This is a genomic window from Paenibacillus sp. G34, from assembly GCF_056856875.1.
Genome location: NZ_CM166469.1, coordinates 6168159 through 6185031 on the forward strand (window position 1 = coordinate 6168159; position 16873 = coordinate 6185031).

The 16873-nt window shown below is 46.9% G+C and carries 15 protein-coding genes; 5 read left to right on the top strand and 10 right to left on the bottom strand.

Annotated elements, in window-relative coordinates:
• Window positions 1-62: 62 nt before the first annotated feature.
• Window positions 63-2570: a carbohydrate-binding domain-containing protein gene (locus AC1VYS_RS27775; protein WP_482912322.1), complete on the top strand. Its 2508-nt coding sequence runs from the start codon at window positions 63-65 to the stop codon at window positions 2568-2570.
• A 512-nt stretch (window positions 2571-3082) separates the two neighbouring features.
• Here AC1VYS_RS27775 and AC1VYS_RS27780 read toward each other — a convergent pair.
• Together AC1VYS_RS27780 and AC1VYS_RS27785 are read right to left on the bottom strand one after the other, a co-directional pair.
• Window positions 3083-3658 (bottom strand): class I SAM-dependent methyltransferase, encoded by a 576-nt coding sequence (locus tag AC1VYS_RS27780; RefSeq protein WP_482912323.1) that lies wholly within the window; start codon window positions 3656-3658, stop codon window positions 3083-3085.
• 128 nt (window positions 3659-3786) lie between these two features.
• Window positions 3787-4467 carry an FHA domain-containing protein gene (locus tag AC1VYS_RS27785; RefSeq protein WP_445646233.1) on the bottom strand — a complete coding sequence of 227 codons (681 nt, stop codon included), beginning with the start codon at window positions 4465-4467 and terminating at the stop codon, window positions 3787-3789.
• A 242-nt stretch (window positions 4468-4709) separates the two neighbouring features.
• Between AC1VYS_RS27785 and AC1VYS_RS27790 the strand changes: the two genes are divergently transcribed.
• Together AC1VYS_RS27790 and AC1VYS_RS27795 are read left to right on the top strand one after the other, a co-directional pair.
• Entirely contained in the window at window positions 4710-4865 is a 156-nt protein-coding gene (locus AC1VYS_RS27790; protein ID WP_161556899.1) for a hypothetical protein, read from the top strand.
• 116 nt (window positions 4866-4981) lie between these two features.
• Complete coding sequence (locus tag AC1VYS_RS27795) at window positions 4982-5407, top strand: hypothetical protein (RefSeq protein ID WP_482912324.1); 426 nt, start codon at window positions 4982-4984, stop codon at window positions 5405-5407.
• A gap of 141 nt (window positions 5408-5548) precedes the next feature.
• Here AC1VYS_RS27795 and AC1VYS_RS27800 read toward each other — a convergent pair whose 3' ends face one another.
• The 4 genes from AC1VYS_RS27800 to AC1VYS_RS27815 all read right to left on the bottom strand — a co-directional run bounded on the left by AC1VYS_RS27800 (window position 5549) and on the right by AC1VYS_RS27815 (window position 11786).
• Window positions 5549-8230 (bottom strand): DUF2339 domain-containing protein, encoded by a 2682-nt coding sequence (locus tag AC1VYS_RS27800; RefSeq protein ID WP_482912325.1) that lies wholly within the window; start codon window positions 8228-8230, stop codon window positions 5549-5551.
• 259 nt (window positions 8231-8489) lie between these two features.
• Window positions 8490-9806: an MFS transporter gene (locus tag AC1VYS_RS27805; protein ID WP_482912326.1), complete on the bottom strand. Its 1317-nt coding sequence runs from the start codon at window positions 9804-9806 to the stop codon at window positions 8490-8492.
• A 290-nt stretch (window positions 9807-10096) separates the two neighbouring features.
• Window positions 10097-10741, bottom strand: a complete 645-nt coding sequence (locus AC1VYS_RS27810; protein WP_441925014.1) for a bifunctional 2-keto-4-hydroxyglutarate aldolase/2-keto-3-deoxy-6-phosphogluconate aldolase — start codon at window positions 10739-10741, stop codon at window positions 10097-10099.
• A 247-nt stretch (window positions 10742-10988) separates the two neighbouring features.
• Window positions 10989-11786, bottom strand: coding sequence for an IclR family transcriptional regulator (locus AC1VYS_RS27815; RefSeq protein WP_482912327.1), 798 nt, complete (start codon window positions 11784-11786; stop codon window positions 10989-10991).
• A gap of 285 nt (window positions 11787-12071) precedes the next feature.
• On the opposite strand from AC1VYS_RS27815, the gene AC1VYS_RS27820 reads away from it, so the two are divergent.
• Window positions 12072-12662, top strand: a complete 591-nt coding sequence (locus AC1VYS_RS27820) for a P-loop nucleotide/nucleoside kinase family protein (protein WP_482912328.1) — start codon at window positions 12072-12074, stop codon at window positions 12660-12662.
• A 173-nt stretch (window positions 12663-12835) separates the two neighbouring features.
• Here the strand turns inward: AC1VYS_RS27820 and AC1VYS_RS27825 are convergent, their stop codons facing one another.
• Window positions 12836-13927 carry an LCP family protein gene (locus AC1VYS_RS27825; protein WP_482934443.1) on the bottom strand — a complete coding sequence of 364 codons (1092 nt, stop codon included), beginning with the start codon at window positions 13925-13927 and terminating at the stop codon, window positions 12836-12838.
• Between the two features lie 82 nt (window positions 13928-14009).
• Here AC1VYS_RS27825 and AC1VYS_RS27830 point away from each other — a divergent pair, with 82 nt between their 5' ends.
• Window positions 14010-14984 (top strand): aldo/keto reductase, encoded by a 975-nt coding sequence (locus tag AC1VYS_RS27830; RefSeq protein WP_482912330.1) that lies wholly within the window; start codon window positions 14010-14012, stop codon window positions 14982-14984.
• A 138-nt stretch (window positions 14985-15122) separates the two neighbouring features.
• Here AC1VYS_RS27830 and AC1VYS_RS27835 read toward each other — a convergent pair whose 3' ends face one another.
• The 3 genes from AC1VYS_RS27835 to AC1VYS_RS27845 all read right to left on the bottom strand — a co-directional run bounded on the left by AC1VYS_RS27835 (window position 15123) and on the right by AC1VYS_RS27845 (window position 16794).
• Complete coding sequence (locus AC1VYS_RS27835; RefSeq protein WP_482912331.1) at window positions 15123-15584, bottom strand: MarR family winged helix-turn-helix transcriptional regulator; 462 nt, start codon at window positions 15582-15584, stop codon at window positions 15123-15125.
• A 137-nt stretch (window positions 15585-15721) separates the two neighbouring features.
• Entirely contained in the window at window positions 15722-16399 is a 678-nt protein-coding gene (locus tag AC1VYS_RS27840; protein ID WP_441925026.1) for a TIGR00266 family protein, read from the bottom strand.
• Window positions 16396-16794 (bottom strand): winged helix-turn-helix transcriptional regulator, encoded by a 399-nt coding sequence (locus AC1VYS_RS27845; RefSeq protein ID WP_145333715.1) that lies wholly within the window; start codon window positions 16792-16794, stop codon window positions 16396-16398. The genes AC1VYS_RS27840 and AC1VYS_RS27845 overlap by 4 nt, the downstream gene beginning before the upstream one ends.
• Window positions 16795-16873 lie beyond the last annotated feature (79 nt).

Genomic DNA, 16873 nt, shown 5'->3' on the forward strand with positions numbered 1-16873 from the left:
GAAGAATAGTTCGCTCGCTTGTTCGATTACCCACCATTATGATTTGGAGAGGAACGATATATATGAAGAAAAATACTCAGAAACGTAAAAACATCATTACAGGCAGCAAACTGTGGTCCATCGCCATGATTACCAGCTTGCTCGCGGCATGCAGTGCTCCGGCAACGACAAGCAACACAGCAAATGCAGCCGTCTCCACAACAGGAACAACCAAAATCGTATCCGTCAGCGAGTCTACGTCCGTGAAGTATGCCGATCTGGTCTCCCTCGATGCCGATGATACGAATGTTAGCTGGACTGAAGCGGATTCGACCATGATCAAGCTGAGCGGTACGTCAGCAATCGTAACCGGTTCGGGTGCAAAGGCAGCAAACGGATCAGTTACGATCTCCGAAGCAGGCACTTATGTGTTGAGCGGTGAGCTAACCAACGGCCAGATCGTGGTCAATGTCGCCGATAAAGGCGTGGTACATCTCGTGTTGAACGGCGCAACCATTCATGACAATGACAGTTCTGGAATCTACATTCAAAAGGCGGGCAAAGCGGTGATTACGCTTGAAAAAGGAACCAAAAACGCCGTTTCCGATGGTAAAACATACGTATATGCAGACACCAGCACCGATGAGCCGGATGCGGCCATCTTTAGCAAAGCCGATCTTACGTTTAACGGTGCAGGTCAGTTGACCGTCACAGGCAACTATAATGAAGGGATCACAAGCAAGGATGATCTGAAAATCATCAGCGGCTCTATTAACGTCAAAGCAGCGGACGATGGTATCAAAGGCAAAGATATGGTCGCCATTCAGGCAGGGACCATTACGGTTGATGCGTCAGGTGACGGCATTAAATCGACCAATGATACCGATACCAGCAAAGGGTTCGTCGCAATTGCAGACGGCACCTTCAACATTCAGAGCGGCAGCGATGGCATTCAGGCGGAAACCGCACTTGTCACCGATGGCGGTACGTATAACATCGTGACGGCTGGCGGCAGTGCGAATGCACCTGCCAAGGTCGAAGAAGGCCCCGGCGGTGGTGGCTTTGGCGGAGGTCGTGGCGGGTTTGGTGGTGATGGTGCTACGAATGGCGGCACGCCTCCAACCGATATGGGCACACCACCGGATGGTGAACCGCCTTCCGACATGCCAGCAATGCCAAATGGCAATGGCTCAAACACTGGCACACAAGCAGGTACAGGTACAAATGGTTCTACGAATGCAGGAAACCAAACTGAGACCAAAACAGGAACCAAGGCAAGCAGCGGTACAACAACCAACTTCACGAAGGCGGCAAATTCGGGCGCAGTTAGCACTACAGCAACATCATCTAATTCCAATGCAGATGCAGACAATACAACAACGACAACAGAGAAAGAGTCTACAAGCGCCAAAGCACTTAAAGCAGGAACCGATCTCACGGTGAATGGCGGAACGTACACCATTGATTCTATGGATGATGCCTTGCACAGCAATAGCAATGTGACAGTAAACGACGGGACTTTCAACATTCAGTCCGGGGATGACGGTATTCATGCCGATCAGGCGCTGACGATTAACGGCGGAACAATCAAGATTGCGAAAAGTTATGAAGGTCTCGAAGGGGCAATTATCACCCTGAATGATGGGAATGTGGACGTAACAGCGTCAGATGATGGGGTGAATGCCGCTGGTGATGAGGCAACAACGAACAGCACAACAGCAACTACAACGGGAAAAGCTACAAATAACAGCAGTTCTGTTATCGACACAAACAAATCAGCAGATACAGACACAGCTAACTCCGCTGGAACGACGGGTACCACATCCACGTCAGATCAGTCGGCACAAGATACAGATGCAAGTCAGCAAACCCGTGGTCCTGGCGGTATGCCAGGCGAATCATCAGGCAATAACGAGCTTCACATCAACGGCGGAACGCTTACCGTAAATGCTGATGGTGACGGCCTCGATGCCAATGGCTCCATCACAATGACGGGTGGAACGGTTATCGTGAATGGCCCAACGAATAACGGTAATGGTGCACTGGATTATGACGGCACATTTGTAATCAGCGGCGGATATCTGGTCGCGGCGGGAAGCTCGGGCATGGCACAAGGCACTTCCGATGCGTCAACGCAAAATGCAATCGTGATGACCTTCCCCGAGACACAAAAAGCTGGAACACTGGTTCATGTCCAAGATAGTAAAGGCACCAATATCCTGACATTTGCACCAGCCAAAGACTACCAAAATGTAGTCGTTAGCTCACCGGATCTCGCAAAAGATGGATCTTACGTCATCTTCTCTGGCGGAACATCAACAGGCAAAGCGGTAGACGGACTCTACACTGGCGGCACCTATAGCGGCGGAACCCAAATCGTTGCTTTCCAATCCACAAGCAATGTGACCTGGGTGAATGAATCAGGCGTAACGACAGCCCGCTCCGGCATGGGTGGTTTTGGAGGCAGCAATGGAGGTGGACAAGGTGCATTCGGCGGTGGGAGAAATCGTTCACAATCCGGTACATCTACGGACACAACGGGTGCGACAAGCACAACTGGCACTACAGCAACTACGGATTTGGCAAAGTAACTAAATTTAATAAGCTGATTGAATAGCGGGCAGTAGCCACTGCCTGACCCAAGTAAATTAAAAGTCATGCTCTGATTTCACAATCAAGGTGAAATTGGAGCATGACTTTGCTTGTTTTCCCCAGAGGAAAATAAGTCATCTAACAGGAAACCGTCTGCCTAACGAAAATTTCGCATCGCTCAAGGATGAAATCAGGATATAGATAGCAGCGAAAGCTCAGGTTCACGTCTGAATTAATTTCTAACGATCACCACGGAGCTTATTTTGCAGTAAAACGGACTTTTCAAATTCTAACGATCACCACGAAGCTTATTTCCAAGAAACATACCACAAAATGGCCAAAAGACTCCTTTTCTATTGAAATAGCGTTACTGGTGATCGTTAGATTTTTAGTATGGTTAAATCCAGCCAAATAACGTCTCTGGTGATCGTTAGAAGTTAGCTGAGACGAAATCAAGATACACGGTGGGAACCAGTTTACGTCTATAGAGAAATTCCAACCTGCCCCACTTTCAAAAAGCATACACATACACCTTGGTTCGCAACGCATCGCGGCAAGTGATGGTACGTAACGGTTCTTTGCCCGGCAGTGCAAAACAGACGCTAATGACCTTCGCACCAGGCGGCAGTTCGCGTTGGAACTTGTCCACGAGCCGAGTCATTGCACCGGGGAACAGGTAACAAATCACACAGTCAGCATGCGCATAGGAACAGGTGTAAATGTTACCACGAATGAAGCGCAGGCGCCCCTTCAACGAACGCTGCTGCCCCCCGGCACGGCGGAGCCATATACTGAGCCATGTCAGCCATTGAGAAGTCCAAAGTGGAATGAGTGAATTTTCAATGCCAGTCAATCTTTTGCCAGGACAATGCTTCACCACATCCATGCCAAGTGTTCCCCAACCGGAGCCAGCTTCCATGATGTCACCATAACCCGATATGCGATTGACCTCCTGAATGACCACTTGCCTGACCGGGCGGGACGTAGGCATGGGTGAGATTCCATTTCTCCAGCTTACGATTACGATCCATACAACAGCGATCAGAGTTAACACGGCGATAAGCCATGGCAATAATTGAATAATCATCATGACCCCATCATAACAAAAGGAAGCTTCGGCGGTCTATGATCGCGCAGAAGCTTCCCTTTGTCCCTATTCTTTTCAAGGCCTGATCCTATTTACTTGGTTATTCTTGTTTAGAGGTTGTAATATAGCTATTCGTCGGTCTCTCCGACATGAGACTTCATGTATACCCCTTTTTTGTACACGGATTTAATCGTAAAATGAATGCCCAGCTTGCGATTCGTGCGGTAGATGAGCGAGTTAATCTCGTCAATGCCTACCGGATCACTCTCAAGCATACTTCGTTCCGGCCACACCTGAGCAATGATCTGCTCCCTTGTTACAAAATGATCCAATTCACTATACAATAGCTTGAACAATTGGTATTCCTTCTTGGACAGCGGAATTTCATCTTCGTTTACCTGCACCGTCTGCAGATGATCCTGTAAACGCACACCCTCGCCGAGCAAGTCTGATATACGATATTCTCTCGTCTCCCCGAGATCACCTTCCACCCGCAGGTGAATCAAACCGTTGACCAGTGTCAGGCTGTCGCCTTCGCCAAACGGATATTTCTCATATGGGACGAGGCGTTGCCCGTTAAGTTCGGTTCCATTTTTGCTATCCAGATCCTCGATCCAGAGCTGTTCTTTCGTGTCATAATGAATGCGGCAATGCCGCTTCGATATCATCTGATTATAGATGGACAAGTCCAGTTCACTGACACCTGTGTAACGCCCCACCGTAATCGAGCGGCCCTGGCTCACATAGGCGAATGAACCATCGCTCTCCTGTCCCGGCGTACGAATGACGATTTTTGCCGTCTCCCGCATGTTATTCCCCCACCTTTAATGTCACTCAATCTCTATCTTTGTATTCGGATACTGATAAATTCATCAGATTTGCTCCATTGTTTGCATGCCTGCCATTTCATATAGTGGTATACAGGAACACCATAGACTTAAACAGACTTAAACACTCGTTACTCATTCTATTACTATACCAGACGTTGTGCATTTTTTCTCATAACGCCCTGACGGACGCTTTAGCTTATTCAACAAGAGAGGTATCTCCCATGAAGAAAAAAACCATTTTGATATACGTGCTGCTTGCCTTCGCTTTATCGATCACCCTAACTGTGCTGTCACGCGTGAGTGACGATGGCGGTGTATCACCAGAAGGGACATCAGCCTCCGAAATTTCGTGGCTTCGAATGAACAATCAACCTTAAATGTGGCAGCTACTCTATTATAAACGCGACTCCTGTACAAAACGTTTCACGAATGTCATCTATACGAAACATTTGTAGCACGTCCTTCGTTCCACAATATAAGGGGAGGAATTCCAGTGAAAAGAAATACCATTCACGCAATCACATGCGCTCTTTTTGCTGCTTTGATCCTTAGCAGTTGTCAAAGCTCTGATCTGCCCAATCCAGCGGAATTCAATAAAACTCCACGAGAGCTGGGGTCATTCTATCCCGATAACATCATTGAAGTAGATTCAATTGAAATCATGAGTGGCAGTGACGGTTTTACAAAAAGAACGACTAATCCCAAGTTGATTCATGACTGGATTGAAAAGATTCGACATGTAAAAATTGTTCAGCATCCAGAGGCAGAAGACACAACAGGCGTGCTATTTCATGTGACCATGTTTAAACAGGAAAACGTCATATTTTATATGACACCTACCGATATGAATCATCAGCCAATTAAGCCACAGGGTGAACTATCAGACCTCATGACTGAGCTCTACGAAGCTATCCCATAGCATTTTTTGCACTAAAAAGGACTCTGAAATCACTTTAATTCCAGAGTCCTTTGACAACGTTCAATAAAGGATGCAGTATAGCGAGCACAGCGTTTTTAACAGGATAAGTAAAACAACACTCGTTATCGTTATAAGCCTACATCAATGTTGTTCATCATCTGTTTCTTCAGATTTACCTGAGTTACTTTTCTCAGATTCATTAGATCGCGTTGATTGATTTGTTGGGTTTATTGTATTTGATGTAGTGGATATATTCTCACCCTCGCTCTTAATCGTGCTCTCCTTCGCCTGAACCTCCTCCATCCGGCTGGATACCTTCTGATACAGATACGAGATACCCAGTAGCAGCAGACCAAAGCTGAAATACGCGATGATTTTGCTGCCCGCCGTCAACAGACTGACATCGTAGAACACCATCTTGCCAGTTGCGAACAACGTCAGGCCCAGACCGAGACGCCGAATCATGACATATTTTCTACGGAACCCATACGCGATATAGAGAATAGCCAGCACCAGATAGATCAAGCTGAACATCAGCCCCACGTCACCCCACTGGAACTGAATGGTCAGGAACACGGTGATCACGCCGAGCAAGTAGATCGCCGCAATAACGGGATACCACTCGACACTTTTGAACTGACCACGTATTCCCGCAATGAGCAGGTCTCGCCCTGCGAAGAATACACCCACGTTGAAAATAATCAGGACAACCAGTCCGATAATCTCGGCCGCCGTATGCTGCTCCACGCCTGGCTGCAATGCAGGCATCGTCAAGGTTACTGCCAGTGCAATACAGCACCCTACGCCATGAAGGAAGAGGGTATATCCCCGCAGGAACGGATTACGAAGCAACTTCACTTTCCCCAGTCCATACGCCAGAGCAATCGTCAGCGACGCAAACATAATCAGCTTGTAGAACATATATAACAGGAACGTTTCATCAACAGCCCTGACATAGAGTTCGTTCGATTCATAAAGCACATATAACCATACATTCACAAGGGTCACATACCTGAAACCTTCCAGGAAACCGCGCTCCCACGGAGCGTAGCTAAACCTTCTTCCCATTCCTGCGGAGGCGTTGACGCGCAGCGCCCAAGCATAATAAAGCGTAATGAGTAGGGTCCCCATTGTAAGGCTGGAGTATTTTAACATGAAGTATGATTGTTCCCCCAAAAAGAACAACGACAACAGGTCATATTGCACAAAGATTGTAATACATAGAAGCACGATGCCCCAGCCCGCACGCTCGACTGCCTTGAATTTTCTGAAATGTCCAAACGTAACGAGCAGTACACCTTCAATCAACCAGCCCATCGACAGCCATTTCGAACCAAACTGGAACGGAACAAACAGAATGGTAAAGGTGAGCGACGTAAGATAGAACAGCAGAATCGTCTGTTTCTCCTGTGCCATATAACGCTGAACAAACCTCGCAAGTCCGAGATAGACGAGTGCAAAAATAATAGCAAGCAATCCCTGCGCATCATTCCAGCCCGCCGCATCGAGCAGTACATACAAGACGAGACAGCTTAAGCTCGTATTCATGGCAAGTAAAGCAAAATCCCACCAGGTCAGCTTCACCCGATGTTTAAATGGATAGGCGAGTGTAATGCCTAAGTACAAGGCAAATGTCACGACAGAATACAACATGCCCACCTGCTCACTTGGCGATAGCCAAAGTAGAATCAGCATGGACGGCACATGGAACAAAAAGCTGATATAGTGCACGATCGGCCAGCGCTGCCCAAAGGAAATGAATACGATGATGCCATTTAGCAACAACAGATAAATCATCGCGGTATAGACCGCTGTGCCTTCGAACCCAAACGTGAACAGGTATGAGAAGAATGGTACATATCCACCCACTAGACCAAAGGAACAAATTGTCTTGGACTGATAACGCAACGACAACAGCACGGATACAGCCGACACCAGGACGGATAGACCCAAGCCTGTATATAACCCGATAATATGCAACAGGAAATAACTATAGAAAATTGAACCAAACAGTACGGAGATTCCTCCCCCCAGCAGTCCCATTGCAAATGTCTTCTGTCTCCGGCGGAACAACCACTCCCCACCAGCTAGCATCAGCGCACCGAGTAGAAAGAAACCCGCACCTTTCATCTCGTCGCTAAACCATGTTGAATAGGAGTATTGAAAGGCTGCCCCCACACCCAGGATGAGAAGCAGGATGGCTACTTTGTTAATCCAACTGAGACCAATTCGCATCTCCATCCGATTCTGCTTGATCCGGCGCTGAATGGTTTCCTCACTCAGTTCCTCCTCTGCCATATGGTCATAGCCATGTTGCATTTGTTGACGCACAGCCTCGGCTCTCTCCCACACAGCCTGCTTGTGCGATTCGATCCGTGATTTCACCTCGTTTGCCAGATAAGCAATCCGTTCCTTCATTTCAGCCGTATCCTCTTGCAGATGCTGGGAAGCCTGATTGAAGAGAGTATTCAGATTAGCTTTGGTTCGATGTTCCAATTCACTGATTTGGTCGTTATGTACTGCCGTTTTACCTTGAAAATAGGTCTCCATCTTCTCCCGCGATACCCGGATCAAATTCAGCTTCTCGTCCAGCATCTGTTCGGACAAGGCTGTGCGAAGGCGTGCATTTTCCTCTTCCATCTGACGTGCACGCAGTTCAAGCTGCTGCAGCTTGATCTTCTGAGCTTCCGTCTGTTCCAACAACTGTTCATTGCGAACCGTGAGGTCATCCGATTGATACTCTTGTAGTAAGACCTGATAATCCTTGGCGAGCTGCCTCTGCTGCTCCTGAACCTGCCTAAGCCGATCCTTAAATTCCTTCATGGACTTCCTCCATTGGTTGTCATAAGATGTTTTCCTATATTTTACTATACTTATGTCAAAAATTGAGGTTTTCATGATAACTTTCCATCTGATACAGTTCTAAGCCGCTACACAAAAAAACACCAGCACTCCAGGTCTGCGATATCACAGATCCCAGAAGATGCTGATGTTTATTTATAGAAGTAGAGTGGAGATATCAAAAAAACGATCGAACTATACTATAGAGGGTAATTATAAAACGCCATTATGATTAATTGACTCAATGGGTCGGTTTAGGGATGGGGTTTTTCAAAAATACACCGTAGGACAATGCACCCAGAAGCAGCAAACCTGCACCCAGCAAAAATACATTATTAAAGCTGCCTGTCGTGTCCAAGATGTATCCGGTTACAACAGGAGCAAGCGCAGCACCCAGGAATCCGCCAAAGTTCTGTATTGCACCCAAGGAGGCTACTTGTTCACCTGGAGCAATGTCTGCAGCCAGTGTCCATATGACACCTGATGGCAGTTGCGAAGCAAAGTAACCAACAGACAATAAAACGATGCTCACAACTGTACTATCGATGAATGGGATAGGTGCTACCGACGCTGCGGCCAGGATAGCTCCACCAACGATAGGAACCTTACGTGAGGTCACTACATTTACTCCTTTTCGAATGAAAAAGTCCGAGATTAATCCGCCCAGTAACACGCCGATAATTCCGGCTACAAACGGAATCGAGGCAATCCAGCCCGTCTCCTTCAGCGTAAAGCCCTGCTCCTTCTCCAGATAGCTTGGAAGCCATGTCAGGTATACCCAGATCGTAAACATAATACCGAAGTTTCCGATGATCATAAACCAGGTGCTTTTGTGTTTGAACAAAGAACCCCAGTTTGCTTTGGGAGCATCAGCAGTTTTTGATTTTTCCGTACTTGTGCTCTCTTCAGCCGCAGCCTCCGGCCCTTTGATCAGCTGTTTTTCGGCAAATGTCGGATCACGATACACTTTGAGCCAGATCAGCATAATAATCAGACCAATGACACCGACAAAAATGAACATCCCTCTCCACGTCATCGTTAACATTAGAACCGTCAAAAGCGGCGGTGCGATCGCATTCGCAATCTGTGAGCCCGTGTTAATAATCGAGGTAGGCAGTCCCCGCTCACTCTTGGCAAACCAGCGCTCGGTTACCTTCAGACCGGAGGTAAAGAAGGGAGATTCAGATACACCAAGCAGCATACGCATCGCGTATAACAGGGAGTACGTATTGGTAAAAGCACTCAATATGGTGGCCGTAGACCACAGTCCAGACGCCCAGGTAAACATCTTTTTAGGTCCAAATTTGTCCACGAGCCAGCCGGCTGGCAGATTCGCCAATGCATAAGGCCATAAAAAGGCGGATAACAGCAAACCCATCTGTGTGGAAGACAGCCCGAATTCCGCTGCTATCGTTGTATTTGCAATGCTTAGATTGGATCTGTCCAAATAGTTTACAACCGCACCCAGAAGCAATAATAAAATGATGCCCCATCTCAAACCTACTTTCGGCACTTGAGTTACCGAAGCAGGGGATGGTGATGGTTTTAATGTTGCCATGGAAGTCACTCTCCTCAACATACATAAATATTAAATTACTCAAATTATATATAATGAATAAATATGGAAATTGAAAGTTTAGACAAGCCCTGCTCTTCCCCCATTAAGGAGAAGATTTTACTGAAGTATACGTTTTCATAACTGGGTAAAAACGCTCTATCCTACGGTTGTCCCAACATGATCCAGACCTTCCTCCCCCTGAATACTCACAACGACCAGCATAGTGCAAAGCCCTGGTCGCTGTGAACTCCATTTACATATGCATGGGTTATCTGATCTGCTCGGGTTAATTAACGCGCAGCAGCTACCGCCTGTAGAAACTCTTCGGCAGCCTTCGTTACTCGTCCATAATCACCGGAATCCTTGGCTGCTTTGGTTATATAACTGCCAACACCAACGCCAACACAACCAGCCGCAAGCCACTCATTCACATTTTGCGGGGTAACTCCACCCGTAGGCGCAATTGCAGCTTGAGGCAGAGGCGCCGACATCGCTTTTACATACTGCGGTCCTACAGCTTCTGCCGGGAACAGCTTCACGATATCCGCTCCCGCTTCAAGCGTCTCTACGATCTCCTTGGCAGTGAACGCCCCGCTAACGGTTACTGCTTGGTAACGGTTAGCCACCTTGATCATATCAGGGTTGAGTTGAGGACTCACCAGCATCTCTGCTCCAGCCAGTATAGCAGCTCGTGCCGTTTCTCCATCGAGAATTGTACCTGCACCGATCAAAATACCTTGGGAAGCATATTTACGTGATAAAACCTTAATAACATCAAGTGCTCCCGGCACACTCATCGTAATTTCAAGTGCCCGGATTCCTCCTGCAATTGCAGCTTCTGCAACGGATAGTGCCTCTTCTTCACTTTCTGACCGAATAATCAGTACAATGCCGGTTTCGGCAATGGTGTTCAAGTTCTCCAGCTTACGCCACATATCTGTATCCCCCTTAACTCATATGTCTACATACGTTGGACTACAGCTTTTACACCATCCACTCCGATGACAGAATAACCTGGAGAGTAGCGGTTATCCCCAGATTTTTACGATTCCCTTTCCAAAGGGGAAAATCCGGTGATAAAGGCGACCGCTTCGCTTTTTCAGGTTTTTTCTGTCCTCTCCGTTCACGTGTAAATAAATAGTTCAACTTATAAAGTTTCTATTAATCTGCACTTCCATAAGCCTACTCTTGTCTTTGCGGATACAAGCGATCACCGCTGTATCCCAGTTGACCTGAGAGCTTCCATGCGGCTTCTTTGACCAGCTTCACAATGCTAGCTTCACGTTCCGGGGTCATTCCAGAATACATACTAGCTACACTGATTGCAGCCACCGGCTCGTCCCACTGATCATAGACAGCACAACCGATGCAGTACATCTCCAGATGATCCTCACGGTCATCGATAGAGTAACCGCGTTCACGAATCTCCTGCATGTCCTGCAAAATATCGGGAACCGTCACTTTGGAGTAGGATGTGCGCGAAGGGATCTCGCCTTCTCCCAAAATCTCCAGTACCTTGCTGGTTGGAAGAGCTGCAAGCAATGCCTTGCCCAGTCCGGTCGTATGCATATACCGGCGAGAGCCTAGTTTGGCCGTTGGACGCATCACTGAATAACTCTCCGCTTTGTCCAGATATACAATCCTTCCCTTGTCTTCAATGCCAAGAAAGGCCGTACTGCCTGTCTGACGATTCAATTCCTGAAGCAAAGGCCGGGCCATATGGGGAACTCCCATATTAGACAAATAAGCCATACCTGTCTCAAACACCGCAATACCCAGGCGATATGTCTTGAGACGTGCATCGTCCATTTCGATAAACCCTTTGTGCAGCAGCGTCTGCACGAGTTCAAACCCGCTGCTCTTGGGCATGTTCATCTGTTTGCATATTTCATTCAGTGTTAACGGAGCACCACTCTTGGCAAATAATACGAGTAAATCTGCTACACGCTCCGCAGATTTATTCATGCGAATATTGTCCATGTTATCTCCTTCAAATTCTTCGACGTCGAAGTTCGCATATGTGAACTTATTTCACATCACCGAACGATGCCCTCATTATAGATCAGGCCTTCTGAAAATATCAACCGCTTTCTCAAAATTTTTTCTGAATTCTTTTTTCCCCAAAAGGATTGTTTTTCTGAGAGAAACAGTTTACTCTAGAAGCGAATGTTCACCAACGCGAATTAAGTTCGTATATGCGAACTATATGAAGAGTAAAATCTATTCATGATCTAGATGATCCTGATTATCTGTAGGGGGAAGCATATGAAACCTGTACTGATTTTTCTAATTGGCTCCGCTGGCTCGGGTAAATCAACCATTGGCAAAAGAATAGCCACCGAGCATCAGTTTTGTTACTTGGATAAAGATATTTTATGTAACACGTTTACAGGCAAACTTCTGGAAACGCAAGGGTACTCTCCTCATGATCGTGACGGCAACAGCTATTACCGCGATGTCGTGATGGATCTAGAGTACGAAACGTTACTAAACGTAGCCAATGACAATCTGCAACTGGGCAGATCGGTTATTCTGGATGCGCCTTTTGTTGGTTATTTTCATAAAAGCGATTACATTGATGAGTTGGTTCAAAAATACGGGTGGGATCAAGTCATTCCTGTTGTGCTCCGGGTCGATGTACATATGGATGTGCTTGAACAGCGCTTGCGAAATCGAGGATTGGAGAGGGACAGATGGAAACTCGAGCATTGGCATGCTTTTGTGCAAGGATTGAAAGCCAACGTCTGTACGTGGGAAAATATAAAGCTTGTCTCTGTTGATAACAGTTCAGAAAATTTGGATCTGGAACAGCTGACTTCACAGTTGCCCCTAGCTGTAACCTCACTTGGTTCTTGAGGGATTAATCTAGGTGAAACAAATGGTTTGACACCGGTATAAGCGCCTATATCCATACCTATACGACAAGCAAAAAAAGTACACAGAGAGCAACTGCCCTGCTGTGTACTTTGGTGTTTTTTTATTTTATCATCAGCAACACGCGAAGCCCATTGCTCCACATTGCTGCAAACCTAGTTTTTATCTGTTGTATTGCTTTTTTCTGCTGTGCCACTTTCATCCGTAGATTCCGGTTCAATTAATTGCGTTGTATTCGGGTCAAGCCAGCTCGCAATCATACCTCGCGCATAGGTCAGATCTTCATCGGACAGATCATAATACCACGTGCCACTACGCATTTTCCCATCGCCTTTTAACATGTAATTACTGATGGTTGGAATGCTGTCTTTCATATATAAAGCTTCGGCAAAATTTACGATGAAATCTGATTTCATATTCGTTGTAAAGTTGGATCCGGCAATAGTAATGACATCCGGAATTTTGGTCAGATTTTTGACCTCCAATGCACGATTCATGAACGCACTCAGAAATATCCGATGACGCATCGTACGGTTAAAATCAGAATCCTCCCGGTAACGTACATATGCGAGCGCCTCTTCCCCGTTATAGATCGGTTTGTTGGCTTGCACGAACAGCTTCTCATGAGCTTTACTTTTGTTCTCAATATCTTTCTTAATCGGCAACTCTACGCCGCCAACCGCATCTACGATGTCCTTCAACCCGTGAAAGTTAATCGCCGCATAGAAATCCACCTTGTTCTCCAGCAGCTTCTCCACTGTATCAATGGCCATCTTGGCTTCGCCGTGAGCATAGGCCGAGTTAATTTTGGATTTTACATCACGACCCACAATTTCGGTGTAGGAGTCACGTGGAATGGACAGCAGCAGCACCTTATTGTCCTTAGGACGCACGACAGAATAGATGATGGTGTCTGAACGGCTTGGTTCATTATCGCGCTGATCGATACCCAGCAGCAGTATTGAGAACGGGTCGGTATGCTCCACGACTGGAGCCTCTTCGTTACCAACAGCTTTATACGATTTATCCAATGCTTCCTTTACCGTACCCGAGGCGAACATATTAAAGGCCAACCTCACAACTTCCTTTTGAAAAATAAACCCGAGTCCTCCCAGCACAATGAGTATGCTAAGGGTTATGATGAGTGGCTTTTTCCAATTTTTCTTTGGTTTCTTCGGCTTACGTCTGGTTAAATGTGCAGCACTGTTTTCCATCATATCTCCTTTAATTGCGGTTTCTTCATTCATTTAACTATATTAATAACACGTTTTCAATAGATTACGTTATAATCGGCTATACAAATACTGGACACAGAAGGAGCGATGAGAAATGGAATATCGGCGTTTAGGCAACAGCGGTCTGCGCGTATCGGCACTGGGACTGGGCACGAATGCATTTGGCAAAAGAGCAGATCAGGCCGCTTCGACCCGCATTCTTCATGCGGCACTGGATCGTGGCATCAACTTTATCGACACCGCCAACATCTATGCTGGCACCGAATCAGAACGAATTATCGGACAGGCACTGGCTGGTCGGCGGGAAAACGCGGTGCTTGCTACCAAAGCCGGCTTGCCCCGGCATGATGGTCCTCATGGGCGCGGTTCCTCGCGCTACCATCTGCAGCAAGAGCTGGAACATAGCCTGCGGCGTCTGCAGACGGATTATGTTGATCTGTACCAGATCCATACCTTTGACCCGCATACCCCGCTGGATGAAACACTGCGCACGCTCGACGACATGATCACGTCCGGCAAAGTGCGCTACATCGGCGCCTCGAATTACGCCGCCTGGGAGCTGATGAAAGCCCTCGGCATCAGCGAGATGCGAGGATATGCGCGATATATCTCCACGCAAACCAGCTACTCGCTCGCCGACCGCACACCCGAGAACGAACTTGTTCCGCTGTGCCTCGATCAAGGTGTCGGCATTATTCCGTATTTCCCACTGGCTGGCGGTATCCTGACGGGTAAATACAATGGACCAACCAACGTACCGTCTGGCTCCAGAGCAGATACCGACCCGTCGTTCAACCGCTTCCTGCTGAAACACAACATTCAGCTTAGTGAGCAGGTAAGTGCCAAGGCCGAGGCTGCCGGTTGCTCTCCAAGTACATTATCGCTGGCATGGTTGCTCACTCGCCCAGCTGTATCAACTGTAATCGTGGGAGCGACGCAGACAGAGCAACTGGAGCAAAATTTGGCTAGCCTCGATCTAAAGCTTTCAGATGAATTGCTGACCGAACTGGCTCAGCTGAGCGAGGATTTCCGTTATGGCCAGCCATTCGCATCCTACAGACTGGATTAGATTTCAATGACAAATAAACCTTCCAACCTTACATGGTTAGGGAGGTTTATCCATTTTTCGTCATTTTTCGCGCAACATATATCATGAATCCACTTCATGCAAACGAAAGCCGCTGATGAATCACAGTAGTATTTCGTATTAATGATCTGTTCTGTTCCGAATAAATTCCTGCATGATTTCCATATAACCCTCTTTACGATCCGCGAGAAGTTCGAAGAAGTTTTTATCTGATTCCTCCACGAGATTCATTCCCTCAATAGCCAGCTTTGTGCCTTCCGGCGTTGTCGTGATAATATTTGCCCGTGTATCCGTCTGATGACGCTCACGCTTAACGTAACCTCTTTTTTCAAGGGCTCGCAGCACTTGGGAAGTAACATTAACGTCTACATTGGCAAAATGAGCAATCTGTACCTGAGTGACTCCCTTGCCTTCCGTGTCACGTTCATTAAGCCATAGACATGTATGCAATAAAATAAATTGCGGCTGTGTCAGATCAAGCGGTTCTAACACCCTGCGTACTTCCTTCTGCCACATCGTTGTTACTTGCCATAACAGGTACCCTGGACTATCTTGCGGATTCGAGTATCGTGAGCTTTTCATTGTTCTACCTCCGTGATGTACGATCTAGTGCAGCAGAGATGTATGTATCATCTGGCGTATAATGAACCTGTTATAATAACGCTTCGAAACACACATCCGTTGCATCTTTAATTTCATATATAAAAAATTAATTTTATTTATCGTGTGGGAATAAACTGTTTCACCCAATGTCCAAATCCCTGTGGATTTCGACTCTGGATTAAGATCGTGCCCTCTCCGCGGAAACGGCAGACCAATCCTTCGCCACTTGTCACACTGGACAACCAGCCTTGGGACGCTTTTTCGATGCGATAATCGACGTAATGAGGCCAAGCTACCAGGTGAGCATTGTCCACAATGATCTCTTCGCCAGCGGCCAACTGTATCGGATGTATCGCACCATATGAGGATAGAAACACCGTGCCTCGTCCACTGATCTCAATAATAAAGAAGCCTTCTCCGGAAAAGAGGCCCTTTTTCAGATTCTGCATTTTGGTATTCACCTGGATACCTTCTGTTCCTGCCAGAAATCCGTCTTTCTGCACATAGAGAGAGTACGAACCATCCAGTTCAACAGCCTCTACACTGCCCAAGGTCGTTGGAGATAATAGAATCTCAGCGCTTCCCCCGGCTGCCGTTAATTCCTGAAAGAAAAATTTCTCTCCACTCAGCATACGGCCAAATCCGGCAAACATACCACCTTCTGCTGAACCTTTGAGTTCGACAGTAGGTGACATGGACACCATGGCTCCACTTTCAGCCTTGAAACGTTCCCCACGCTGTAACTCTACCTTGAGCATAGCAAATGCACCATCGTATAGAATTTCGTATTTCACGGTTTCATCAGCTCCCTGTCATTGTCAGTAGTAAAGTCATTAAGTCCGTTATCTTCCAGCATGGCTGCTTTGTCGCCGTATTCCTTGATGATGTGCTGGTCACCCCAATTACATAGTGCGGTCAGAATCGGTTCCAGACTCCGCCCGTATTCACTTAATTCATACTCTACCTTGGGTGGCACCTGATTGTATACAATTCGTTTTACAATACCGTCATTCTCCAGCTCCCGTAACTGCTGAGTCAACATTTTCTGGGTGATTGCGGGCATAATACGCTTGAGATCACTAGTTCGTTTCTTTCCATGTGTCAGGTGACAAAGAATAACACACTTCCATTTGCCGCCAATAACCTCCAGCGTTGCTTCGACCGAGATATTATATTTTTTGCGCTCCATCGTTGTCTTCCTCCCTGATGCATCTATGATTTGCTTCCGTTCATGCTAAAGTATAGGCACCAAAAAGTACGTAGGGTAC